This is a genomic window from Rhodococcus sp. PSi06, assembly GCF_054960675.1.
In genome coordinates this window covers 51503-75742 of record NZ_JBHNYO010000023.1, presented here as the reverse complement: position 1 = coordinate 75742, position 24240 = coordinate 51503, and the positions used below count along the sequence as shown (strand labels likewise).

The window sequence follows — 24240 nt, the reverse complement described above, 5'->3', positions numbered from 1 at the left end:
ATGATCGAGTCAGGAGCGTCACATCACTCGGACGTTTGAATCCCCCGAATACAGCGACCTGATTGCCCTGACGAAACCGGCGTCTGAAGCGCACGATGTACGGACAGGGTTCACCATAGCGCCGTTGTCGTCGCTCGGCAAGAACCCTACGCGGCGTTCCTCACGCGACGGTGACTCCGTCGGCCACGTCGAGGTCGAGGACTCGCCACCCTTCGGCGGTCGCGGCATCGCGGAGATCCGCCGGAAACTCCTCGGTGCACAGCGCCATGACGGTCGGTCCCGCTCCGGAGACAACGGCCGCGATCGATCGGGCGCGCAGTGTCGCGATCCATCGGGTGGTGTCGGGCAGAGCCTGGGCCCGCTGCCCTTGATGAAGCAGATCCTCGGTTGCGGACAGCAACAGGTCCGGACGCTCGGTCAAGGCGACCACGGCAAGTGCACTGCGGCTGACGTTGAAGGCCGCGTCACGGTGGGGCACCAACTCGGGCAACAGACCCCGCGTGTGTGAGGTCGACGAGCGCTCCGACGGCACGAGCACAACGACCTTGATGCTGGGATGCACCTCCAGCCTGACAGCGGCGTACTTTCGCGCCGTCACACTGGCATTGGGCGGTTCGCTCCACGACACGACGGCTCCGCCGAGACAGCTCGCCGACGCGTTGTCGGGATGCCCCTCGAATTCCGACGACAACTGAACGAGCTGACCGTCCGACAACGCGCCGGACGGATCGACTTTCGCCGCCAGCGCGTTTGCGGCAGCGAGGCCCCCGACCACAGCCGACGCAGACGAACCCAGACCCCTCGAATGTGGAATTGCGTTGCGGCACTGAACGTCCAGGCCGTCAGCCCACACTCCGGCAGCTTCGAGTCCACGCTCGATGGCGCGCACCACCAGATGCGTCGGACCCCACGGGACATCTGCCGAGCCCTCGCCGTCGACGTGAATCCGCAGTCCCGACGCAGTGGTCGTGACCTCGATTTCGTCGTAGAGCCCCAGAGCGAGTCCGAGACTGTCGAATCCGGGTCCGATGTTGGCACTGGACGCCGGAACACGCGCGGTGACCGTGAGCCCGATCGGGAGTGTCGTCGTCATAGCCGGAGTTTCCGTCAACTCAGGCCAGCTCGAGCGCAGCCGCGACAGCGACGGGATCGACCGAGATGGGTTCTACGACAGGCATTCCCGACAGCGCGGTGTCGGGGTCCTTGAGGCCGTTACCGGTCACCGTGCAGACGACGGTCAGGCCCGGCTCGAGCCAGCCCTCCTTGCGGGCCGCCAACAGCCCGGCGACGCTCGCCGCAGAGGCCGGTTCGACGAACACGCCCTCGGTCTTCGCGATCAATCGGTATGCCTCGAGGATTTCCTCGTCGGTCGCCGCGCGGAATGCGCCGTTCGATTCTTCCTTGGCATTGACGGCACCGTTCCACGAAGCGGGTGAGCCGATGCGGATTGCGGTGGCGATGGTTTCCGGGTCCTTCACCGGCGCACCGTGAACCAGAGGAGCGGCACCTGCGGCTTGAACTCCGAGCATCCGCGGCTTGCGCGTGGTGAGGCCGTCACGGAAGTACTCGGAGTAACCGCGCCAGTACGCGGTGATGTTGCCCGCGTTGCCGACCGGCAGCGCATGGATGTCGGGCGCATCGCCGAGGGCGTCGCAGATCTCGAACGCCGCGGTCTTCTGGCCCTCGATACGTACGGGGTTGACGGAGTTGACCAAACCGATCGTCGGGAACTCCGCCGTGGTCTTACGAGCCAGTTCCAGGCAGTCGTCGAAATTTCCCTGAACCTGAATGATCTTGGCTCCGTGCATGACTGCCTGAGCCAGCTTGCCCATGGCGATCTTGCCCTGCGGAACCAGGACTGCGCAGGACATACCGGCCTTGGCCGCGTAGGCCGCAGCCGACGCCGAGGTGTTACCGGTCGAGGCACACAGGACTGCTTCCTGGCCCCTCGCGAGCGCGTCGGTGACAGCCATCGTCATTCCCCGGTCCTTGAACGAACCGGTGGGATTGAGACCCTCGACCTTGAGATGCACTGTGCAGCCTGTCAATTCGGACAGATGACCGGCAGGCAGCAGCGGAGTTCCGCCTTCGCGCAGCGTAACGGTCTTCCAGTCCGGTCCGATCGCCAGACGCGAGCGGTATGCCTCGATCAGACCGGGCCAGGGGGTGTGGACGCTCATACGGTGGTGCCTTCCAATCGGAGAACGCTGGCGACGTGGACGCCCACATCGAGCTGTTCGAGCGATGCAACGGTTTCGGACAGTGCGGAGTCGGCGGCAAGATGGGTGACGACGACGAGCCTGGCTCCGTCACCCGAGCCCTGCTGACGCACCGTCGAGATGCTGATGTCCCGCTTGGAGAACTCGGCGGCCACGGTCGCCAACACGCCGGGCCTGTCCTCGACCTGCATGCTGACGTAGTAGCGAGTGAGGATGTCACCCATGGGGGCCACCTTGAGCTTGGCGTATTTGGATTCGAGCGGGCCCCGTCCCCCGTAGAACTTGTTGCGCGCGGCCATCACCAGATCGCCCAGTACGGCGGACGCCGTGGGAGCCCCGCCTGCGCCCTGCCCGTAGAACATCAGGCGGCCGGCCGCCTCGGCTTCGACGACCACGGCGTTGAACGCACCGTTCACCGATGCCAGTGGGTGGTCGAGCGGAACGAGTGCCGGGTAGACCCGAGCAGAAATTCGTTCTTTCCCCTTCGCCGTCACGATGCGCTCGCAGATGGCCAACAGCTTGATGGTGCAGTCCAGTGACTTCGCAGTTTCGAGGTCGTCCGAGGTGATCTTGCTGATGCCCTCGCGGTAGACGTCGCCCGCGGTGACGCGGGTGTGGAAGGCGATCGAGGCGAGAATGGCAGCCTTGGACGCCGCGTCGTAGCCCTCGACGTCGGCGGTCGGGTCGGCCTCGGCGTAGCCCAGACGCCCTGCCTCGGCGAGGGTCTCGGCGTAGTCCGCTCCGGTCTCGTCCATGGCGGAGAGGATGAAGTTGGTGGTGCCGTTGACGATACCGGCAACCTTGTTCACCCGGTCGCCCGCGAGGGACTGCATCAGTGGACGGACGACCGGAATGGCTCCGGCCACCGCCGCCTCGAAGTAGAGGTCGGCACGCGACTTCTCGGCAGCATCGGCAAGTTCACCGGTGTACTCGGCCAGCAGGGCCTTGTTCGCCGTGATGACGGATTTGCCCTTCTCCAGGGCCGACAACACGAGCTTGCGAGGGATGTCGATGCCGCCGAGCACCTCGACCACGATGTCGACGTCGTCGCGACCGACCAGCTCGGCCGGATCGTCGGTGAGCAGCCCGGCCGGTACTCCACGATCACCGTCGACTCGACGCACCGCGATGCCCCGAATCTCCAGTGGCGCACCGATTCTCGCTTCGAAGTCCTCGGCATTCTCGGTGAGGATCCGAACGACCTCGCTGCCGACGTTTCCGAGTCCGAGTACGGCGACGCCTATCGGCTTCGATGTCATGGCTGAACCTCCAAGCTGAGCAGATCTTCGATGGTTTCCCGCCGCAGGATCAGGCGTGATTGCCCGTCCTTGACTGCGACCACCGCGGGCCGCGTCAGCAGGTTGTAGCGACTGGACATGGAGTAGCAGTAGGCGCCGGTGGCTGCGACGGCGAGCAGATCACCGGGCCCGACGTCGGCCGGCATCCAGGTGTTCTTGATTACGATATCGCCACTCTCACAGTGCTTTCCGACAACTCGTGCCAGCACGGCGGGTGCTTCGCTCGTTCGCGACACCAATCGGCAGTCGTACTCGGCCTGATAGAGCGAGGTGCGAATGTTGTCGCTCATTCCGCCGTCGACACTGATGTAACGCCTGCGCGTCGCTTTGTCGACGGTGACGTCCTTGATGGTGCCCACCTCGTACAGCGTGACCGTGCCGGGTCCGGCGATGGCGCGTCCGGGTTCGACGGCGATCGTCGGAACCGGCAGACCCACCGCGGCGGATTCGGTTTCCACGATGGCGGTCAACTTCGCTGCGAGCTGCTCCACCGGCGGTGGGTCGTCGCTCTCGAGGTACGAGATACCCATGCCGCCACCGAGATCCAACGTGGAGATCTGTGCGGTCTTGTCGACACCGAATTCGGAGACGATGTCGCGGAGCAAACCGATGACCTTGTGTGCCGCGAGCTCGAAGCCGTCGACCTCGAAGATCTGCGAGCCGATATGGCTGTGCAGTCCCACGAGGCGAAGGTTGTCGGCGGCGAACACCCGGCGGACCGCGTCGAGTGCCGATCCGTCGGCGAGGGAGAAACCGAATTTCTGGTCCTCGTGCGCGGTGGCGATGAACTCGTGCGTGTGCGCCTCGACGCCGACGGTGATGCGAATCAGCACGTCCTGAACAACTCCGGCACCGCCGGCAACGGCGTCGAGGCGGTCGATCTCGATGTTGGAATCGAGCACCACGTGTTCGACGCCCGCACGCACACCGGCCTCGAGCTCGGCGACCGATTTGTTGTTGCCGTGCATGGCAATTCGATCTGCCGGGAACCCTGCAGCCAGCGCGATCGCCAGCTCACCACCGGAGCAGATGTCGAGTGAGAGTCCTTCGTCGGCAACCCAGCGCGCGATCTCTCCGCACAGAAATGCCTTGGAGGCGTAGTGCACTCGTTCCGGTGCGCCGAAGGCAGCGGCCATCTCCCGGCAGCGTGATCGGAAGTCGTCCTCGTCGATGACGAACAGTGGCGTTCCGTACTGTTCGGCGAGTTCGGTCACCGGCACCCCAGCGAGACGGACCGTTCCGTCGTCTGCGCGCTCGGCATTGCGGGGCCACACCTGATCGGGCAGCGTCGTCATCTCCGATGCGTCGACCGGACGCTGGGATGTGGACTGTTTCGCGGGTGCATCGGCGTGCTTGGGTCCGGCCGGATGTGCGCTCACATGCGCTCCGGTGCGCTGACGCCGAGCAGTTCGACGCCGTTGGCCAGCACCTGCCTGGTCGCGTTCCCCAACGCCAGTCGTGCAGTGTTCACAGGTCCGGGCTCCTCGTCTCCTTGTGGAAGTACTCGACATGCACCGTAGAAACGGTGATATGCACCCGCCAGCTCCTCGAGGTAGCGGGCAATCCGGTGCGGCTCACGCAGTTCGGCAGCACTGGCCACGACGCGCGGGTACTCGCCGATCGTCCTGATCAACTCGCCCTCCTGCTCGTGCGTGAGCAGGCTCAGATCGGGATCGTCGGCCGAGATCCCCAGTTCGGCGGCATTGCGCGCGAGCGAGGCCAGCCGCGCATGGGCGTACTGGACGTAGTAGACCGGGTTCTCGTTGCTCGCGCTGGCCCACAAGGCGAGGTCGATGTCGATGCTCGAGTCGACGGACGACCGGACCATGACGTACCGGGAGGCGTCGACGCCGATGGCGTCGACCAGGTCGTCAAGAGTAATGACGGTTCCGGCCCGCTTGCTCATCTTCACCGACACACCGTCGCGCACGAGGTTGACCATCTGGCCGATCAACACCTCCACGGTCTCGGGGTCGTCGCCGAAAGCCGCAGCGGCTGCCTTGAGTCGACCGATGTAGCCGTGGTGGTCGGCTCCGAGCATGTAGATGCAGAGATCGAATCCGCGCTGCCGCTTGTTCTGGAAGTAGGCGATGTCGCCCGCGATGTACGCCGCGTTGCCGTCGCTCTTGATGACGACGCGATCCTTGTCGTCGCCGAAGTCGGTGGACCGCAGCCACCAGGCCCCGTCCTCCTCGTAGAGACTCCCCGAGGTCTTGAGGTACTCGACCGACTTCTCCACAGCCCCGGACTCGAACAACGAGTTCTCGTGGAAGTAGACGTCGAAATCGACACCGAACTCGTGCAGGTTGGCCTTGATCCGATCGAACATCAACTGGGTGCCGATGGATCGGAACGTCTCTTCCTGAGCCTCGGGGGCGAGAGCGAGTGCCTCCGGTTCTTTCGCCAGTACCTTGGACGCGATCTCGGCGATGTACTCGCCTGCGTAGCCGTTCTCCGGGGCCGGTTCACCCTTCGCCGCGGCGATGAGCGAGCGACTGAAGCGCTCGATCTGAGCGCCGTGATCGTTGAAGAAGTACTCGCGGGTGACCTCGGCACCGTGTGCTGTCAGGATCCGACCGAGCGCATCGCCGACGGCTGCCCAACGGGTACCACCGAGGTGCACCGGGCCTGTGGGGTTGGCCGAGACGAACTCGAGGTTGACTTTTTTGCCGGCCATCGACGAACCGCCGCCGAATGCCGAACCTGCAGCCAGGACGCGGGCAACGATCTCACCCTGCGCCGCGGCCGCCAGCCTGATGTTCAAGAACCCGGGGCCGGCGACATCCGCACTCTCGATCGCTGCGTCGGCCGTCAGCGCGTCGGCGAGCCAGCCTGCGAAGTCGCGGGGAACGGCCCCGGCCTTCTTCGCCACCTGCAGCGCCACGTTGGTTGCGTAATCGCCGTGCTCGGGATTGCGGGGGCGCTCGACCGTCAGCTTCGCTGGGAGAACGGATGCATCCAGACCGCGGTCGGCAAGCACCTTCGCGGCGGTCGCGTGAAGCAATTCGGCAAGATCGGCGGGAGTCACAGGTAGCCATCCTATTGGCTGGCGTGCGGCATACTCGCATCCGCTGCCCGTCCGATCGCGAGCCCACCCGGCCGAGGTGCTCGTCGCAGGCTCTGAGCACGCTCTCAGGCAGAGAACGTACAGTAAGGGCGCTCTGCGCGGACGGTCCTTCGTCACCGCCGTCACCAGCAGATACGCATGACCAGCGAGACCGACCACCCACTTTCCACGACTGAGAGAGCAACTACAGCGATGCCAACGGGTCCCGACAGAGGCAGTCAGAACAAGTCGGCTGCGAAGGCGGACAAAGCCATCAACGCAGCCAACAAGAAGTCCGCTCGCAAGAAGAAGGGCGGCGTCCCCGCCGCCAAGGGCAAGCAGATTCCCTGGCTGACGATTGCCGGTGTCGTCGTGGTCGTCGGCCTCGTGGCAGGTCTCGGCATCAACCTGTATCCGAAGTACCAGGATCGGGCCGAGGCGCAGAAGTTCGCGCCCAGCGAGAGCAACCAGGACCCGTCGACGGGCATCGACGGCGTCGCGATCCAGGAGTACCCGGCGGCTCTGCACGTCTCGCGCGCCCAACGGGTCGCCTACGACCAGTCACCGCCCTTCGGCGGACCGCACGACGCCGTGTGGGCCACCTGCACCGGAATCGTCTACCCCGAGGCCATCCGCACCGAGAACGCCGTGCACTCGCTCGAACACGGAGCCGTCTGGATCACCTACAACCCCGACGACCTGAACGAGGACCAGATCCAGTCGCTGGCCGATCGCGTCGACGGTGAAACCCAGATGATGATGTCGCCCTATCCCGGTCTCGACACCCCTGTCTCACTGCAGTCCTGGGGCCACCAGCTCAAGCTGGACAGTGTCGACGACGAGCGCATCGGCCAGTTCATCTCCGCTCTGCGCCTGAACCGTTTCGCCTACCCGGAGGTCGGTGCCAGCTGCGCATCCGTGCCGGGAGCCGGCGACAATGCCTTCGATCCGGACAACCCGCCACTGTTCGACGCCTCCGCCCCGGGCGCGGACGCCGTTCCGATGGACGGAGCGGGTATCACTCCCGACGCGAGTGAGACCAGCGGCGCCGGTGGTCTGCCGGGTGGCCTGCCCGGCGGAGCGCAGCTCCCCAGCGATCTTCAGGTCCCCGCGAGCTGATGACGGAATCGACAGTGGAGTCGGCCACCGGACCGTCCCGGACGAAGCCGAGCCAACGCACCGCCCTGGTCGCGCTGGCGCTGATCGCCGTGCTGGCGATCGGCTTCGCACTGGGCTTCCTGGTCCAGAGTCCGTTCCGTGACGGTGACAATGCGCCGGCCGCGGATTCCGTGGATGTCGGCTTCGCGCAGGACATGACTGTGCACCACAACCAGGCCATCGAGATGGCCGCGGTGGCCTTGACCAATGCGCCGGACCAGGCCGTCAAGAGCCTGGCGTTCGACATGCTCACCTCGCAGCAGAACCAGGTGGGCCAGATGCAGGGCTGGCTGGCCTTGTGGGATCGTGCACCGATCTCGACCGACGGATACATGACCTGGATGACCGAGGACGACTCGCACGGCCATTCGATGGGCGGAATGTCGATGGAGCCGGGATCCTCCGACCCCACCAAGGCAATGCCCGGCATGGCCAGCTCGGCGGAGCTGGCAGCTCTTCGCCAAGCCACCGGCACGGACGTCGACGTGATGTTCTTGCAGCTCATGCTGCGCCACCACGAGGGGGGTCTGGCGATGATGGAGTACGCCCAGACGCACGCGCAGTCTCCTGCGGTGATCAACCTGGCGAAGTCCATGGTGGCAACGCAGACCAGCGAGTCGACGTTGATGAAGCAGATGCTCTCCGCAAAGGGTGCGCAGCCGCTGCCCGAGGGGTGATTTCGACTCCCGTCGCACATGCGCTAGTCTTTCGTACAGCCCAACAGGCACACCGGTTTCTCGCCGGTGCGCCCCCGTAGCTCAGGGGATAGAGCGTTCGCCTCCGGAGCGAAAGGCCGCAGGTTCGAATCCTGCCGGGGGCACACATATTTCACGCACGCCACCTGATCACGGTGACTGCTCGAACGAGACGGTGGACTTCGATGTCCGAGAATCTCCCCGGTGTCGAGACCGTCGTCGACGACCTGTATTCGCTGGCACCCGCCGATTTCGTTTCTCATCGCTCCACGTATGTCGCCCGGTTCAAGAAGGCCGGCGACAAGGCCGGAGCCACGCGAATCGGTGCCCTGCGCAAGCCGACGGTCGTGGCATGGCTGGTCAACATGCTCGCCCGTCGAGACGAATCGGCTCTGGCGGAACTGTTCGAGCTCGGTGAACAGCTCGAGCGTGCTCAACAGCACGGCGACGGACACCGTCTGCGCGAGTTGTCCACTGCTCGAAGCACTTCGATACGCGCGCTGACCGAAAAAGCCATCTCGTTGGGGCGCGACCTCGGAGTGACCGTCGGCGACAACGCTGCTCGCGAGATCTCGAACACCCTCAATGCCGCGATGGCCGATCCGGAGATCCGCGACCGGGTTCGGGCGGGTCGGACGGTGGTCGCCGAAACATACAGCGGCTTCGGCCCCGCGCTGCTCTCGCTCGTCCCGGATCCTCCCGAGACCGAGCCGGATCATCCCGTGACCGAGACCGACGGCGAACCTGACCCTGCCGAGGACGCGCCCGAATCCGCAGCGGAATCCGATGCCGAGAACGAAGCCGAGCGGCTGCGCAAGGCCGAACACGATCGCCTGGTTGCCGAACTCGACTCTGCCGACACCGCATTCGCCGCCGCGCGCGAGGCGGCCAACTCTGTCGACAAAGATACGGAAGACGCCGCAGCCGAACGACGCAGCGCCACAGCAGAAGTCGAGAGACTCGAAGCCGAGTTGGACGCCGCCAGAGACAGAGCGAAGGCAGCGCGGGCAGCAGAGAGAACGAGCGTCGAGCAGGCGGAGTCGGCAGCCGAGGCACTCGAGGCGGCACGGGCCCGCGTGGCCGAAGCCCGGTCGGCCCTCGACGAACCGAGCTGACCTACCCTGGCGACATGACCACACGCTGGCAAGCCGAGAACTCCGCCGACGACTCCGCTCGGTACATCGAGCGATTCGATCGTCTCGCCGAACGCGGCGTGGATCTGCACGGTGAAGCCCGCATGGTCGACGCGGTGGTCTCCCCCGCGTCGAGCATTCTCGACGCCGGCTGCGGTACCGGCAGACTCGGTGCCGAACTGGCGCGACGTGGCCACCACATCACCGCTGTGGATCTCGATCCGATTCTGGTCGAGAAAGCACGCAGCAATGCCGAACTCGAGGTGCATCTCGCGGATCTGACGACGCTCGAGTTGAACCGCACGTTCGACGCGGTCGTCGCAGCGGGCAACGTGCTGGTCTACCTGAAGCCAGGCACCGAACGGACTGCGCTCGACCGTATGTGGGCCCACCTGAACGACGGCGGTGTGTTCGTCACCGGTTTCGCCACCGATCGGGCCTATACGGTCGACGAACTCCACCAGGACCTGACGGCCGTCGGATTCGACGTCGAACATCGTTTTGCGACGTGGGACCTGCGGCCCTGGCGCGCCGACGCGGACTGGGCCGTGACCGTGGCGCGAAAACCGGCTCTGCTCGCCTGAGAAGAATCGTGACCGGCTGCTGCCGGCCGGCCTCGACGTGGAGCAAGCGGCGGGATTCGACGTCAGGGTGTCGTTTCGCTGCTGGGCGGGAAGACTGTCGCTCATGCAGGAACACATGGCGCGGTTGCGGGAATCATTCTGGTTCATTCCCGCCGTCCTGGGAGTCTGCGCGCTCCTACTCGCGCAGGCCCTGGTGAGTCTCGATCGCTATCTGCTCGACACACGAGTGGATCTGACGGGCTCGCTGCTCTATCACGTCGGGGCGAGCGGCAGCCGGGACATCCTCGGGGCGATCGGTGGCTCGATGTTGGGCGTGGCCGCAACGTCGTTCTCCATCACCATCTCCGTACTCGCCACGGCCAGTTCGTCATACGGCCCTCGCCTGGTGCGCAACTTCATGGCAGATCGCGGAAATCAGGTGGTACTGGGCATCTTCGGTGCCACGTTCCTGTACTCGTTGATGGTGCTGCGGTCGATTCGATCGATCGAATCCGACGGCGCGGTGTTCGTCCCGGACATCGCTGTGAACGTGGCCGTTGCACTGGCGGTTGTCGACGTCGGTGTACTCGTCTACTTCATTCATCACATCGCGCAGTCGATTCAGGTGTCCACCCTGTCTGCCAGAGTCCGCGACGAGTTGTCGGAATCCGTCGACTCCCTCTACCCGACCGAGCGCCCCGAGGACGCCGTGTCGATCGATGGCATCGCGAAACCACCTGTCTACGTCACTGTCCTGGCCGAGACATCGGGGGTGATAATCGACATCGACGAGGATGCGCTGCTGGACATCGCGAGCGACAACGGCACGCTGATCGAGATTCACCGGGTCCCGGGCGACCACATCGTCGCCGGCGAGCCGCTCGTCGACATCCTCGCCGACCGCTCGGCCGACATCTCCGCCGCATCGATCGACCGCGTCCGCGGGTCTTTCGAAATCGGTACCAGTAGGACGCCGCGCCACGACATCGCGTTCGCAGTCGAGCAGATGACGGAGATGGCAGTCCGGGCGCTGTCGACCGGCGTCAACGACCCCTACACGGCGCGCAATGCCATCGACGACCTCTCCGTCGGTCTCGTGGCCCTGGTCCAACGGCCGGCACCGTCACGGGGACGGCGCGGAACCGACGGACAAGTGCGACTGATAATTCGGCGGGTGACCGTCTCGACTTTGATCGACCACGCGCTCGATGCCGTGCGCATCTACGGAACCGGCAGCCCCATGGTGGTCCAGGCCGGACTCCGCCTCGCCGAGCGAGTCGGCCGCGCGGCGAGCTCCACCGACGATGTCGACGCCGTGCTGGCGCAACTGGACTTGTTGGACGCTGCCCTGGCCGTCGCCGATACCGACAACGCGCGCACAGCCGATGCCCGCGAGCAGATTTCACGGACCCGAGCAGCGATCACCGATCGAGTTCCACTCGCGGTACTTCGCACCGTGATTCGGTAGACGCGCGAACCGGACACCGTGGGAGGATGGTCGGTATGCCAGCACCGTCGCCGCTTCCCCTCGACCCCATTGCAGAGGCCCACCGTCAGTGGACCGAGCACGGGTGGTCCGATGCCGCCGACGGTATGGCCGCTGTCACCTCGCTGATGCGGGCGCAACAGATCATGCTGGCCCGCGTCGAGGAGGCCCTGAAACCGACCGGACTCACCTTCTCGCGCTACGAGCTGCTGACATTGCTGACGTTCACCAAGAACGGCGCTCTGCCGATGGCCAAGGCGAGCGCCCGATTGCAGGTGCACCCCACGAGCGTGACCAACGCTGTCGACCGGCTCGAATCGGTGGGGTACGTTCGGCGCATTCCGCATCCGAGCGATCGTCGCACCACCTTGGTCGAAATCACCGACGCAGGACGGACATTGGCAGTGCACGCCACCGAGCGGCTGAACTCACTCGTGTTCGCCAAACCCGGTCTCGCGCGCGACAAACTGATGGCGCTGGTGCGCATCCTTGCAGAACTACGTTCGGATGCAGGCGATTTCGACAGTGATGACATAACCACATCGTTCTGACTTCTGTCGTGACTCGTCACAACTTTGTGGCACACCCGTACCGTTCATGGTGGAATGGCTACGCGAACAGTGCGGAGTCGATCTGCTGAAGGGCGGGGCGGGGTGCTGGTGTTGGGGGTCGGGGCGGGTGCGCACGGTGCACGCGCGATCTTGACGTATCTGGACAGCCCCCACCGAACTCCCATCGTGTCGCGCACGGTGCGGCGCGCACCCGGACAGTCGCTGTCCACCACCATCGCTACCGGTGTCGACGCCATCCATTCCATCGCGGCGACAATGTCGCTCCCGGTGCAGTTTTCGGCCATCGCGTACCGAGTTGCCACCGATCCCGGAACGGTCGCCACTCACGGCACCGCCCGCACCGCGTCACTGGTGCCGGAAACTGCTGCGCAAGTACGCTATTTGCGATTCATCGGCATGGTACCCAATCACGGGGTCACCGTATTGTGCGATATCGGGAGCACCGGAACAACGGTCACCGTCATCGATCTGGCGTCTTCGAGGACGCTGATGACGCGGCGTACGGCCACGTTCTGCGGCGACGATCTCGACCATTCGGTTCGTCGACTGCTCTCCTCCAACGGCGTCCACGTCGGAATCGACGCGAGCCGGTCGTTCAAGGAGCAACTGAGCATCGACGCCGTCGTCAGCACCACGGATTCGTCCGGTACCGCCCGGCATGTGCTGACCCGGCGCGACTTCGACGATCTGATTGCCGGACCAGTTCGCTACGCGGGCATGCTGGTGGACCAGACCATCGAATTATCCCGTGCCAGACCGCAGTCCATCGTTGTGGTGGGCGGCGGCGCGAACATCACCTCGATCGCCCGGTCCTTGGAACTGAGGACCGGTCTGACGACACTGGTGCCGGCGATGCCCGAGTTGGTCTCGGCGCGCGGTGCCGCCCTCCTGTCTCCCGACCGGTAGGGCGACACCGGTAGGGCGACACTCACGAGTGGAGCGCTAGCGGTGTTGGAAGTTGGGCGTCCGCTTCTCGATGAAAGCCGACATGCCTTCCTTCTGATCCTCGGTGGCGAATGTCGAGTGAAAGACGCGACGCTCGAACAGAACACCCTCGGCCAAGCTCGACTCGAACGATCGATTCACCGCCTCCTTCGCCATCATGGCGACCGGGAGAGACATGTCGGCGATCGTGGTGGCTGTGGCGATGGCGTCCTCGAGCAGGTCTGCCGCGGGCACGATGCGCGAGACGAGCCCCGCTCGCTCGGCTTCCTCGACCTTCATGTTGCGGCCGGTCAGACACATCTCCATGGCCTTGGCCTTGCCCACCGCACGCGTGAGGCGCTGCGATCCACCGATACCAGGAATGACGCCCAGCTTGATCTCGGGTTGCCCGAACACAGCTGTGTCCGAGGCGATCAGCACATCACAGAGCATGGCGAGCTCGCACCCGCCGCCGAGCGCGTAGCCCGACACCGCCGCGATCAACGGCGTCCGAGCCGATGCCAATCGGTCCCACGCCGCGAAGAAATCGTCCAGGTAGACGTCCATGTAGGACTTCGGCTGCATTTCCTTGATGTCGGCACCGGCCGCGAATGCCCGCTCGGATCCGGTGATAAGAATGGCACCGATGTCCGAGTCGGCGTCGAGTTCCTCGACCACCGACACCACTTCACGCATCAGCTGGGAATTGAGCGCGTTCAACGCCTTCGGACGGTTGAGCGTGATGATGCCGACGCGTCCACGGCGTTCGAGCAGGATGGTCTCGTAATCGGTCACTGGGCAGCTCCGTTCGAGCGTTCGCGGATGTCGTTGATGATGCCGGAGAAGTCCACGTCGGTTCCGCCGCCGGACGTCTCCTTGAACTGCGCGTAGAGCTCGGCTGCACGCAGCCCGAGTACACCCTCGACGCCGTTGTCGCGCAATGCATTCGCAGCCAGGCCCAGATCCTTGTCCATGAGGGCCGCCGCGAATCCCGGCTTGTAGTCGTTATTGGCGGGGCTCGTCGGGACCGGTCCGGGCACCGGGCAGTTGGTCGTCAACGCCCAGCACTGGCCGGATGCAGTCGATGCCACATCGAACAGTGCCTGATTGCTCAGGCCCAGCTTCTCGCCCAGCACGAAGGCCTCACTGATGGCGATCATCGACACACCGAGAATCATGTTGTTGCAGATCTTGGCGGCCTGCCCGTTCCCGGCCGGTCCGCAGTGCACGACCTTGCGGCCCATGACGTCGAGAACCGCAGCGGCAGCGGCGAAATCGTCCTCCGAACCACCGACCATGAATGTGAGCGTCCCTGCGGCCGCTCCCCCGACACCGCCCGAGACCGGAGCGTCGAGGCTACGGTGCCCGGCCTCGTGCACCAGCTTGTGTGCGGCGTGGGCGTCGGCGACATCGATGGTCGACGAGTCGATGAACAGAGTCCCCGGTGCCGCGGCAGGAAGCAGGTCGGCGTAGAGCCCGAGTACCAGCTTTCCGTTCGGCAACATGGTGATCACGATGTCGGCTCCGGCGACGGCCGCGACTGCCGACTCCACCACCGTGACGCCGTCCTTCGTGGCCTGCTCCAGCGCCGCGGGGACCAGGTCGAAGCCCTGCACCGTGTACCCGGCTGCAGCCAGGTTTGCGGCCATCGGTCCACCCATGTGCCCGAGGCCGATGAATCCGATCGTCTTCTCGCTCATGACTGCTCACCTTCTGTGTGTGCTTTCGACAGACCGAGTTCGGCGTCGCCCAGTGGCGCGAAGTACCGGTCGACGTCCTCGGCCGTGACCTCCGCCGACGTGGCCGGCTGCCATTGCGGATTACGATCCTTCTCGACGACCTGGGCCCGGATCCCCTCGACCAGATCGTGACTGCTCAGCGACGCGACCGATACGCGGTACTCCTCGTCGAGCACGGCCTCCAGCGACGGCAGCGTCGCCGCCCGACGCAGTGACCGCAGTGTCACCGCCAGAGACACCGGAGATTTGGACGCGATGTCCTTCGCCGCCTGCTGCGCTTCCGGAACCGAGGACGCGGACAGCGCGTCGACGATGCCCTGGATGTCGTCACCTGCGTAGCACTCGTCGATCCACTCCTGCTGAGCAGCAATGGTGGATTCGGGAGCCGCTTCGCTGAACGTGTCGACGGCCTCCCCCACACTGACCGTGTCGAGGGCGGTGTAGAACTCCTCGAGCTTGTTCGACGGAATGTAGTGATCGGCGAATCCGACCGCGATGGCGTCGGCCGCGTTCATCCGCGCCGTGGTGAGGCCGAAGTGAGTTCCGATCTCACCGGGCGCACGCGAAAGAAGGTACGTACCACCGACGTCGGGGATGAAGCCGATGCCGACCTCGGGCATCGCGATCTTCGAACGTTCGGTCACGATGCGAGTGTTCGCGTGTGCCGAAAGCCCGACGCCTCCGCCCATGACGATGCCGTCCATGATCGCCACGAACGGCTTGGGAAAGCGAGCGATCGCCGCATTGAGAACGTATTCGTCTCGCCAGAAGTCCTTGCTGCCGCTGCCGCCATCCTTGGCGTCGTGGTAGATCGAGACGATGTCACCACCCGCGCACAGGCCTCGATCGCCGGCACCGGTCAACAGGACGGCGTCGACACTCTCGTCGGTTGCCCACTGCGCCAACGCCGGAGCGATCTCCAGCACCATCGCATGCGAGAGGGCGTTGATGGCTTTCGGCCGGTTCAGGGTGATACGACCGATCCCGCCCGAAACCTCCAGTAGGACATCACTCATGCTGCACCCACGATCGAACGAGCTACGACGACGCGCATGATCTCGTTGGTACCTTCCAGAATCTGGTGGACCCGAAGGTCACGAACGATCTTCTCGACACCGTACTCGGCGAGATAACCGTATCCGCCGAGTAGCTGCAGCGCCCCGTTCGCGACCTCGAATCCGGTATCGGTTCCGAAACGCTTGGCCATCGCACACATTTCGACCTTGTCGGCTGCATTGTTCTGCAGCCCATCCGCTGCTCGCCAGAGCAGAGTTCGAGCAGCTTCGAGCTCGGTCTTGAAATCCGCCAGTCGAAACTGCAGGGCCTGTGAGTCGAGCAACCTGGCACCGAAGGCATTCCGATCCGCCAGGTACGCAACAGCCTTGTCGAGAGCGGACTGCGCACCGCCGATCGAGCACGCGGCGATGTTGATGCGTCCGCCGTTGAGGCCGTTCATCGCGATCCGAAATCCGTCACCCTCGCTGCCGAGCAGATTCGCTGCCGGAACTCGGACACCGTCGAAGATCACCTGGCGGGTGGGTTGAGCGTTCCACCCCATCTTCTTCTCGTTCGCTCCGAACGACAGGCCCGCGGTGTCCTTCGGCACGATGAACGCCGAAATACCCCTCGGACCCGGCGCACCGGTGCGGGCCATGACCACGTACACCTCGGATGTGCCTGCGCCGGAGATGAATTGCTTCACTCCGTCCAGCACGTACTCGTCACCGTCCCGGACGGCTTTGGTACTGAGCTTCGCAGCATCGGATCCAGCGCCGGGTTCGGTGAGGCAGTAGCTACCCAACTGGTCCATCGAGCACAGTCCCGGAAGCCAGCGCTGCCGCTGCTCGTCGTCGCCGTACGTGTCGATCATCCACGCGACCATGTTGTGGATGGAGATGTATGCCGCAATGGACGGATCTCCGGTGGCGAGTTGCTCGAAGATGCGCACGGCGTCGACGCGCGTCAGTCCCGATCCGCCGACGTCCTCACGAATGTAGATGCCGCCCATCCCGAGAGCAGCAGCCTTGCGCAGCACATCCACCGGAAAGTGCTTCTGCTGATCCCATTCGACGGCGTTCGGGGCGAGGAACTCGTCTGCGAAATCACGAGCGGTGTCGTTGATGGCCCGCTCGTCCTCGTTCAACGTGAACATCGCCGATCAGTCCATGTTCGGGATGACGAAGTGATTCTGTGCAGCTGCTTCCTTGGTACCCGACGGCCAACGCTGAGTGACGGTCTTGGTCTTGGTGTAGAAGCGGATGGAATCGGGTCCGTGCTGGTTCAGATCGCCGAATCCCGAACGCTTCCAACCACCGAACGTGTGGTACGCGATCGGCACCGGAATCGGCACGTTGACGCCTACCATGCCCACCTGGACGCGCGAGCAGAAGTCGCGAGCGGTGTCACCGTCGCGGGTGAAGATCGACACGCCGTTGCCGTACTCGTGCTCGGTGGGCAGGCGCAGCGCATCTTCGTAGTCTTTCGCGCGCACGACTATCAGGACAGGTCCGAAGATTTCTTCCTTGTAGATGCGCATGTCGGTGGTCACCTTGTCGAACAGCGTTGCGCCCGCGAAGAAGCCGTTCTCGTGGCCCTCGAGGCTGAATCCCCGCCCGTCGACGACCAACTCGGCACCCTCGTCCACGCCGATCTGGGTGTAGTCGTTGACACGCTTGAGCGCATCGCTACCGACGAGCGGGCCGAAGTCCGCATCGGCGTCGTCGCTGCGGCCGATCTTCAACTTCGCGACCCGCTCGGTCAGCTTGGCTACCAACGCGTCGGCGGTTTCCTCACCGACCGGTACGGCGACGGAAATCGCCATGCAGCGCTCGCCCGCCGAGCCATAGGCGGCTCCGAGCAGTGCGTCGGCAACCTCGTCGAGATCGGCGTCGGGCATCACCAGGGCGTGGTTCTTGGCTCCACCGAAGCACTGCGCGCGCTTGCCGTGCTGCGCCGCGGTCTCGTAGATGTACTGCGCGATGGGCGTCGAGCCGACGAAACCGATCGCCTTGACGCGATCGTCGGTGAGCAACACGTCGACGGCGGTCTTGTCGCCGTTGACGACGTTGAACACGCCGGGCGGCAGCCCTGCTTCGAGGAACAGCTCGGCGAGCTTGAGCGGCACCGACGGATCGCGCTCGGACGGCTTGAGAATGAAGGCGTTACCGCAGGCGATGGCCGGGCCGGCCTTCCACAGCGGAATCATCGCCGGGAAGTTGAACGGGGTGATACCGGCGACCACACCGAGCGGCTGACGCATCGAATAGACGTCGATGCCGCCGCCGGCACCCTCGGTGTATTCGCCCTTGAGCAGATGCGGGACGCCGACGGCGAATTCGACGACCTCGACGCCGCGCTGGATGTCGCCCTTGGCGTCGGCGATGGTCTTGCCGTGCTCCGACGACAGCAGCCGCGCGAGCTCTTCGGTGTCGCGGGTGACGAGCGCGAGGAACTTCATCAGCACCCGAGCGCGCCGCTGCGGGTTCCACTTCGCCCACTCACGCTGCGCCTGTTCGGCGTCGGCGATCACGGCCTCGACCTCGGATACATCGGCGAGGGGCACGCGAGCCTGGACTTCGCCGGTGTTCGGATCGAAGACGTCCCCGAATTGTCCTGAGGTGCCGGCAACGTGCTTGCCGCCGATGAAGTGGGTGAGTTCGCGAGCCATGGAATACATCCGTCCTCGAGCTTGGAGTGTGAAGTACGCTCATCCTATAGTCGGAAGTCCACGTAAGTCCAGATGCCCTCACATTCGGTCGTAGAACTGCCTCAGATCGGCGACGGCTCGGCTCACCTCGGCCTCGGTGTATCCGTCGGTGCGGAAGATACGACGCAAAATCAACGGGTCGAGGTCGTCCATCGCGGGGACGAACGACACCTGGGGAAGGTCGGGAAACGACGCGTGATCGCCGAACCAGTCGTCGGCGTCGAACTCTTCGCCGGCGTCACCGACACTCTCGATCAGTTGGTCGAGGTCCACTCCCCGCAAAGTCAAGATGGTGGCCGCGGACGCATCGATGTGTTCGGCTGCGATGTACATCAGCGCCGCCGCATGCTTGCACGGCCACCCGTCGTCGGGGCAGGTGCAATCGAAGTCCAATTGACCCTTGTCGTGCGGCAACAACATCGAAGCCAAGGCTTGCGGAATGGCGTTCGAGGCCAATTCGGCCAGCATCCCGGGATTGGATCGCACTCGATCGATCAGGGCGGCCACCTCACCGGACGTCAACGGGTCGACGGTGACCGAGGCCGAGAACGGCTCGAGTTGACTGCCTTGAACGTCGCCGTAAATCTGCCCGCGCTCTATCCCGAGAGTGAGCACCTGCCCTTGGCGGGCGTACGTTCTACCCCGCGCGATGCGGCCCGGATCTGCCAAATCCTCCATTGCAGCGACGAAATGCCTACCCCACCACGTCTGCCCGAAGGCACCTCGCTTGTTGCGAGATTCGATGCCGCCCTTGGCTTGTCGACGCTTGCCGTACTGCGAGAAATCGACCATCACTCGCCCACCGCATCGTCGCTGAGGCGGAACAACTCCTGCAGTTCCGCGGTGTCCATCTCGGTCACCCAATTCTCGCCGGTACCCACCGCCAGATCCGCCAGGCCCTGCTTCGAGACGAGCATCGAGTCGATTCGCTCTTCCACGGTGCCGACACACAACAGTTTGCGTACCTCGACGTTCTTGCGCTGCCCGATACGGAAGGCGCGGTCCGTCGCCTGATTCTCCACTGCCGGATTCCACCAACGATCCAGATGAACGACGTGATTGGCGGACGTGAGATTCAACCCGGTACCGCCGGCCTTGAGCGAGAGCATCATGATCGGCGGACCGTCGTCGCTCTGGAACCTTTCCACCATCGCATCGCGTTTGGTCTTGCTCACCCCGCCGTGCAGGAACGGCACCTCGGCTCCGAAACGATCCGCGAAATACGGTGCGACCAGTTCGCCGAATTCCCGGAACTGCGTGAACAACAGCACCTTCTCGTTGTCACCCAGAATCGAGTCCAGCATGTCCTCGACCAACCCGATCTTGCCCGACCGATGGTGCCCCTTCTTCAGCACCGACGAGCCGTCGGACAGGAAATGGGCCGGGTGGTTGCAGACCTGCTTGAGTCGGGTGAGCGCGGACAGCACCGCGCCCTTGCGCTTCATACCCTTGGCGTCGGCAATCTGCGCCATCATGTCGTCGACGACGGCCTTGTACAGCGCGGCCTGCTCGGCGGTGAGGTTGGCACGCACTGTCATTTCGTTCTTCTCGGGCAGATCCGAGATCACCGTCGGATCCGTCTTGACCCGTCGCAGAATGAACGGCGAGGTGATGGCCCGCAACCGTGAGACCGCGTTCTCGTCGTTCTCGCGCTCGATGGGCACCGAGAATCGCTTCCGAAAATCGGACGGTCTGCCCAGCATGCCTGGATTGGCGAAATCGAGAATGGACCTCAACTCGTCGAGACGGTTCTCGACAGGCGTTCCGGTGAGGGCCAACTTGTGTTCGGCCGGAATGGCGAGCGCCGCCTTGGCCTGAACGGTGCCGGCATTCTTGATGTGCTGCGCCTCGTCGAGCACCACACGCCGCCAATTCTGCTCCGACAGCTGCGCGCGGTCCTTGGCCATCAGTGCGTAGGTGGTGACGATCAGATCGTGCTCGGCGATCTCCCGATCGAGCTCGTCACCTGTCGACCGGCCTGGGCCGTGGTGCACCAGAACTCGCAGTGCGGGCGTGAATTTCGCAGCCTCACGCTGCCAGTTGCCGACCACCGACATCGGGGCCACCAGCAGCGTCGGTCTCGGATGTTGTTCGTGCGCAAGGAGTGTGAGTACCTGAAGCGTTTTCCCCAGGCCCATGTCGTCTGCGAGCACCGCCCCCAGACCGAGCCGGCTCATGAACGCCAGCCAGTCGAGACCTCGCTGCTGGTAGGGCCTGAGCACCGCATCGACACTCTCGGGAACGGGAATTTTCTCCGGCATCGCACCGGGCTCGAGCAATGTGGCAGCCCAGCCGGTGGCTCGGATGTCCTGCACCGGAGCCGGCGGTGGATCGGCCAGGGTCATCTCGCGCATCAGCGTGCTCAACGCTGTCCCGTCGCCGTGGTGCTCCGCGACATACTTGGCGGCCCGCGCCAACTGACCACCGTCGGCCAACACCCACTGACCTCTGAGCCGAACGAGATCGCCCTTCGAGACGGCGAGCCTGTTCATCTCCGCTTCGGTGAGCACCATGTCGCCCAGTTGCAGCTGCCAGTCGTAGGACACCAACTCGTCCATCCCGACCGCACGATCCGCAGCGGCTTTGGTCACCGCAGGGGACTCGACACGCAGCCGCATGGACGGGTCCAGCCGCGTCCACGCCCGCGGAAGCAGCACCGTCGTACCGGTGGATTGGAGCGCCGTCGCACCGTGCTCGACGAGATCGATGACGACAGAGGTGGGAAGCAGGAGGTCCAGGGTGCCTTCCTGCGAGGGCAGATCGCGCAGTCTGGGGTACGCCGCGACCGCTTCACCGAGTTTGCGTACGGCGATCGACAGCAACGCGGCGTCGACCTTCCGGCTCATAGGAACCGGACGCGGGGCCTCGCCGTCTGCCCGCAAGCACACCTGCAACGTCCAGAGCGACTCGGCCGATTCGTCGGTGCCGGTGGCGGTGTCGTCGTCCTCGGGTTCGAGCAGGCGCAACACCAGGGACGGTTCGTCGACGGTGAGGCTTGCCCGCCACTTATCGAACAGAGTCGAAATCTGTTGGGTGCCATCGTCATAGGGGTCGTCTCGAACGAGAGCGGACAACAGTGGGTGTTCCGAGTCCGGTCTGCCCAGAAGAGATCTGACGATCGGATCGGTCAGCTCTTCGACCACATCGTCGAGAATTTTCTTGGGTCGCTCGCCTGCGCGTTGCACCGATGGCATAGACACGGCCAGTTCGCTGAGCCAGGCTCGCTGACGTTCACCGCCGACCAGACGCCACCGCGGCCACCACTGACCGTCCATCGACTTCAGCGCAGGAACGACCCGCCCCGCGCGGACCCAACGTTCGATCCCACGAGCAACGTGCGCCAGGAAACGGAGATCACCGGAGATTTGCGCGTGGTCGGACGGCGTTCGCAGCAGTAGATCCGCCGCATCGTGCGGCGCGAGCGCTATGGCCGGAATCTTCACCGGGGCCTGGGCGGTCGCGCCAGGCCCGGTGGCGGGAAACGAGACTTCGGCGCGGTGTCGGAACGTTTTCGTGAGCACCTGCGTGTGCGCCGATGGCAGATCGGGTTCTTGCCCGGTGCTCACTTCGTCGTCCCACAGCATCAGCCCGGAGCCGGGGGACCACAGACCGTGCAGCATCGGTCCATCCAATCAGGACGCACCGACACCACCTCGGTGAGACAGTCCGACGAGGCTGGCACAGTGGTCACATGATCGCGTACGGCTTCAGCGAATACGGCGGACCCGAAACCGAGTCCCTCCTCGAGCTACCCGTTGCCGAGCCGGGACCGGGGCAGATTCTCGTCGCGGTACGCGCTGCCGGCGTCAATCCCGCAGATTGGAAGGTACGGAAGGGCACCCGCAAGGACACGGTGCAGATCACGCTGCCGGGAGTACTTGGGCGGGAAGCATCGGGCACCGTTGTCGACGTCGGAGCCGACGTGACCGACTTCTCGGTGGGCGACCACGTCTTCGGCGCCACCGCGTCCGGACACGGCGGATACGCGCAATACACCGTGTTCAATGCGTCGAGCACCGCCCACAAGCCGGAGACGGTCTCCTGGGCCGCGGCGGCCACTCTGCCGGTCGCGGCGGGAACCGCATACGACGCGCTCCGCCAATTGGGTACCGGTGCCGGCGATACCGTTCTCGTTCTGGGTGCGGGTGGTGGCGTGGGCTCGGCCGTACTGCAACTTGCTCGGGCGCAGGGCATCGACATCGTGGCAGTGGCGAGCGCGGGCAAACGGGAGTGGATCGAGAGCCTCGGTGCACGATTCATCGCCTCCGGCAGTGATATCTCGGCTGCGTTCACCCGCCCGGTGGACGCCATCATCGATCTCGTCGGCGGCGAGACGTTGCGCGCGGCGGCGACTGCTGCCCGTTCGGGAACACCGATCGTGAGCGTCGCAGACCCGGTTCTGGCGTCCGAATGGGGTGGGACAGGAGTCGATCGCGATCGCACGACCACCGCGTTCACGCGGTTGGCGGATCTCACGGCATCGGGCGCGCTGAACCCGCGCATCGACAGCGTCTTCCCGCTCGAGCGCGCTGGTGAGGCTCTCGCCCTGGTCGAGAACGGGCACGTGGCCGGCAAAGTTGTCATCGAAGTCCACCCCAGGACGGTCGAGTGACTCGAGAATTCCGGAGGGACGCGCCATGAGCGATTCGGGTGGAGACGGCAGCCAGGGAACCGGCATCGGAGGATTCGATGTTCCCGACCAGCCGACCGGAGCCGAACAGAGCCATCACAGGGAACACCACAGGGAGGACTCGGATCGGAGCAACCACCTGGTCGTCGATCTGAATACAGGTGTGGCGACCTTCTCGGCAGTTCGACGCACACCGGACGAGGTCAATTCCGCCAAGTCTCAGGACGATCTGTGAGTTCTCCTCCTCGCGAGGCCACAGTGTGTGAGTGACGCGATCGTGTCGGTAGCGTCCGGCACACTGCTACCGCGCGGGACGACGGCGGACGATCGATGATGGGGCACGTGTGAAAAAACTGTGGGTAGCGGCGGCGCTGGTGGTCGCCGCCGTGGTGATGGCCATGTTCGGATCGTGCGACCGATCCGTCATCCCCGGTTTCACCCCTGCCGCGCCTGCCCCCGGTAGCCCCACCCGGGTCCAGATCGAGCAGTTACTCGCTCAGGTTCGGGTCGTCGCTGCGCGGCCCGACGCCTTGGGATACGAGCGCGGATGCAAGAGCGGTGAAGGCTGTGTGTTCGGACCGGCCTGGACGGACGACTACGACGGGCCGGGCGGGCACGACGGTTGCGGAACTCGCGACAACGTTCTGGCGCAGTCGATGACGGACGTCGAGTTCCGTGCGGGCACTCGTGACTGCGTGGTCCTGTCGGGTTCGCTCGCAGATCCGTACTCCGGTGAACGGCTGCAGTTCACCAAATCCGATGCCGGAAAGATCCAGATCGACCACGTCTACCCATTGTCGGCCGCCTGGGACATGGGCGCGAACACGTGGCTACCGGACAAACGGATTCGGTTCGCCAACGACACCGCGTTCAATCTGTTGGCGGTCAACGGAGCCGACAACCAGTCCAAGAGCGACAAGACGCCGTCGCAGTGGATGCCGCCCGATCCGGCGTACCACTGCTTCTACGCCGGCAAGTACCTCACGGTGGCCGCGCAATACGAGCTACCGATCACCGAGGCCGATCGGGGTGCTCTCGTCTCGGTCGCGTCCACGTGTCAAGAGTAATGTC

22 protein-coding genes and 1 tRNA gene are annotated in these 24240 nt (G+C 64.7%); 11 read left to right on the top strand and 12 right to left on the bottom strand.

Features of this window, described 5'->3' with window-relative positions:
• Positions 1 to 160 precede the first annotated feature (160 nt).
• The 5 genes from thrB to argS are packed head-to-tail and all read right to left on the bottom strand — an operon-like array spanning position 161 to position 6545.
• Positions 161 to 1093, bottom strand: coding sequence for a homoserine kinase (gene thrB / locus ACFI9K_RS24270; RefSeq protein ID WP_462665889.1), 933 nt, complete (start codon positions 1091 to 1093; stop codon positions 161 to 163).
• 19 nt (positions 1094 to 1112) lie between these two features.
• Positions 1113 to 2180: a threonine synthase gene (thrC, locus tag ACFI9K_RS24265; RefSeq protein WP_027497914.1), complete on the bottom strand. Its 1068-nt coding sequence runs from the start codon at positions 2178 to 2180 to the stop codon at positions 1113 to 1115.
• On the bottom strand, positions 2177 to 3478 hold the full coding sequence (locus tag ACFI9K_RS24260; RefSeq protein ID WP_462665888.1) for a homoserine dehydrogenase: 1302 nt from the start codon (positions 3476 to 3478) through the stop codon (positions 2177 to 2179). Before ACFI9K_RS24260 ends, thrC begins: the two co-directional genes overlap by 4 nt.
• Positions 3475 to 4896, bottom strand: coding sequence for a diaminopimelate decarboxylase (gene lysA / locus ACFI9K_RS24255; protein WP_462665887.1), 1422 nt, complete (start codon positions 4894 to 4896; stop codon positions 3475 to 3477). Before lysA ends, ACFI9K_RS24260 begins: the two co-directional genes overlap by 4 nt.
• Positions 4893 to 6545: an arginine--tRNA ligase gene (gene argS, locus ACFI9K_RS24250; RefSeq protein ID WP_462665886.1), complete on the bottom strand. Its 1653-nt coding sequence runs from the start codon at positions 6543 to 6545 to the stop codon at positions 4893 to 4895. Before argS ends, lysA begins: the two co-directional genes overlap by 4 nt.
• A gap of 231 nt (positions 6546 to 6776) precedes the next feature.
• On the opposite strand from argS, the gene ACFI9K_RS24245 reads away from it, so the two are divergent.
• From ACFI9K_RS24245 to ACFI9K_RS24210, 8 genes are all read left to right on the top strand, one after another.
• Complete coding sequence (locus ACFI9K_RS24245; RefSeq protein ID WP_462665885.1) at positions 6777 to 7682, top strand: DUF3105 domain-containing protein; 906 nt, start codon at positions 6777 to 6779, stop codon at positions 7680 to 7682.
• On the top strand, positions 7682 to 8398 hold the full coding sequence (locus tag ACFI9K_RS24240) for a DUF305 domain-containing protein (RefSeq protein ID WP_462665884.1): 717 nt from the start codon (positions 7682 to 7684) through the stop codon (positions 8396 to 8398). Before ACFI9K_RS24245 ends, ACFI9K_RS24240 begins: the two co-directional genes overlap by 1 nt.
• 70 nt (positions 8399 to 8468) lie before the next feature.
• Positions 8469 to 8541 (top strand) — tRNA-Arg (locus ACFI9K_RS24235).
• A 60-nt stretch (positions 8542 to 8601) separates the two neighbouring features.
• Positions 8602 to 9531: a hypothetical protein gene (locus tag ACFI9K_RS24230; RefSeq protein WP_462665883.1), complete on the top strand. Its 930-nt coding sequence runs from the start codon at positions 8602 to 8604 to the stop codon at positions 9529 to 9531.
• Between the two features lie 14 nt (positions 9532 to 9545).
• Positions 9546 to 10133: a class I SAM-dependent DNA methyltransferase gene (locus ACFI9K_RS24225; protein ID WP_462665882.1), complete on the top strand. Its 588-nt coding sequence runs from the start codon at positions 9546 to 9548 to the stop codon at positions 10131 to 10133.
• Between the two features lie 103 nt (positions 10134 to 10236).
• Positions 10237 to 11580, top strand: coding sequence for a DUF2254 domain-containing protein (locus ACFI9K_RS24220; RefSeq protein WP_462665881.1), 1344 nt, complete (start codon positions 10237 to 10239; stop codon positions 11578 to 11580).
• Between the two features lie 35 nt (positions 11581 to 11615).
• On the top strand, positions 11616 to 12149 hold the full coding sequence (locus ACFI9K_RS24215) for a MarR family winged helix-turn-helix transcriptional regulator (RefSeq protein WP_462665880.1): 534 nt from the start codon (positions 11616 to 11618) through the stop codon (positions 12147 to 12149).
• 54 nt (positions 12150 to 12203) lie between these two features.
• Positions 12204 to 13076 (top strand): Hsp70 family protein, encoded by an 873-nt coding sequence (locus ACFI9K_RS24210; protein WP_462665879.1) that lies wholly within the window; start codon positions 12204 to 12206, stop codon positions 13074 to 13076.
• Between the two features lie 36 nt (positions 13077 to 13112).
• Here the strand turns inward: ACFI9K_RS24210 and ACFI9K_RS24205 are convergent, their stop codons facing one another.
• The 7 genes from ACFI9K_RS24205 to ACFI9K_RS24175 all read right to left on the bottom strand — a co-directional run bounded on the left by ACFI9K_RS24205 (position 13113) and on the right by ACFI9K_RS24175 (position 22159).
• Positions 13113 to 13889: an enoyl-CoA hydratase gene (locus ACFI9K_RS24205; RefSeq protein WP_462665878.1), complete on the bottom strand. Its 777-nt coding sequence runs from the start codon at positions 13887 to 13889 to the stop codon at positions 13113 to 13115.
• A complete protein-coding gene (gene mmsB, locus ACFI9K_RS24200) occupies positions 13886 to 14794 on the bottom strand; it encodes a 3-hydroxyisobutyrate dehydrogenase (protein ID WP_462665877.1) in 909 nt (302 codons plus the stop codon). Before mmsB ends, ACFI9K_RS24205 begins: the two co-directional genes overlap by 4 nt.
• The gene (locus ACFI9K_RS24195; RefSeq protein ID WP_462665876.1) at positions 14791 to 15849 is read right to left on the bottom strand and encodes an enoyl-CoA hydratase/isomerase family protein; all 1059 of its coding nucleotides are present in this window, start codon (positions 15847 to 15849) and stop codon (positions 14791 to 14793) included. Before ACFI9K_RS24195 ends, mmsB begins: the two co-directional genes overlap by 4 nt.
• Positions 15846 to 16985 carry an isobutyryl-CoA dehydrogenase gene (locus ACFI9K_RS24190; RefSeq protein WP_462665875.1) on the bottom strand — a complete coding sequence of 380 codons (1140 nt, stop codon included), beginning with the start codon at positions 16983 to 16985 and terminating at the stop codon, positions 15846 to 15848. The genes ACFI9K_RS24195 and ACFI9K_RS24190 overlap by 4 nt, the downstream gene beginning before the upstream one ends.
• Positions 16986 to 16991: 6 nt before the next feature.
• Positions 16992 to 18500, bottom strand: a complete 1509-nt coding sequence (locus ACFI9K_RS24185; RefSeq protein WP_462665874.1) for a CoA-acylating methylmalonate-semialdehyde dehydrogenase — start codon at positions 18498 to 18500, stop codon at positions 16992 to 16994.
• Between the two features lie 78 nt (positions 18501 to 18578).
• Positions 18579 to 19331, bottom strand: a complete 753-nt coding sequence (locus ACFI9K_RS24180) for an SWIM zinc finger family protein (RefSeq protein ID WP_462665873.1) — start codon at positions 19329 to 19331, stop codon at positions 18579 to 18581.
• Positions 19331 to 22159 carry a DEAD/DEAH box helicase gene (locus ACFI9K_RS24175; protein WP_462665872.1) on the bottom strand — a complete coding sequence of 943 codons (2829 nt, stop codon included), beginning with the start codon at positions 22157 to 22159 and terminating at the stop codon, positions 19331 to 19333. Before ACFI9K_RS24175 ends, ACFI9K_RS24180 begins: the two co-directional genes overlap by 1 nt.
• A gap of 71 nt (positions 22160 to 22230) precedes the next feature.
• Between ACFI9K_RS24175 and ACFI9K_RS24170 the strand changes: the two genes are divergently transcribed.
• From ACFI9K_RS24170 to ACFI9K_RS24160, 3 genes are all read left to right on the top strand, one after another.
• Positions 22231 to 23151, top strand: a complete 921-nt coding sequence (locus tag ACFI9K_RS24170) for an NADP-dependent oxidoreductase (protein ID WP_462665871.1) — start codon at positions 22231 to 22233, stop codon at positions 23149 to 23151.
• Between the two features lie 25 nt (positions 23152 to 23176).
• Positions 23177 to 23404, top strand: coding sequence for a hypothetical protein (locus ACFI9K_RS24165; protein WP_462665870.1), 228 nt, complete (start codon positions 23177 to 23179; stop codon positions 23402 to 23404).
• Between the two features lie 109 nt (positions 23405 to 23513).
• A complete protein-coding gene (locus tag ACFI9K_RS24160) occupies positions 23514 to 24236 on the top strand; it encodes an HNH endonuclease family protein (protein ID WP_462665869.1) in 723 nt (240 codons plus the stop codon).
• Positions 24237 to 24240: the final 4 nt, after the last annotated feature.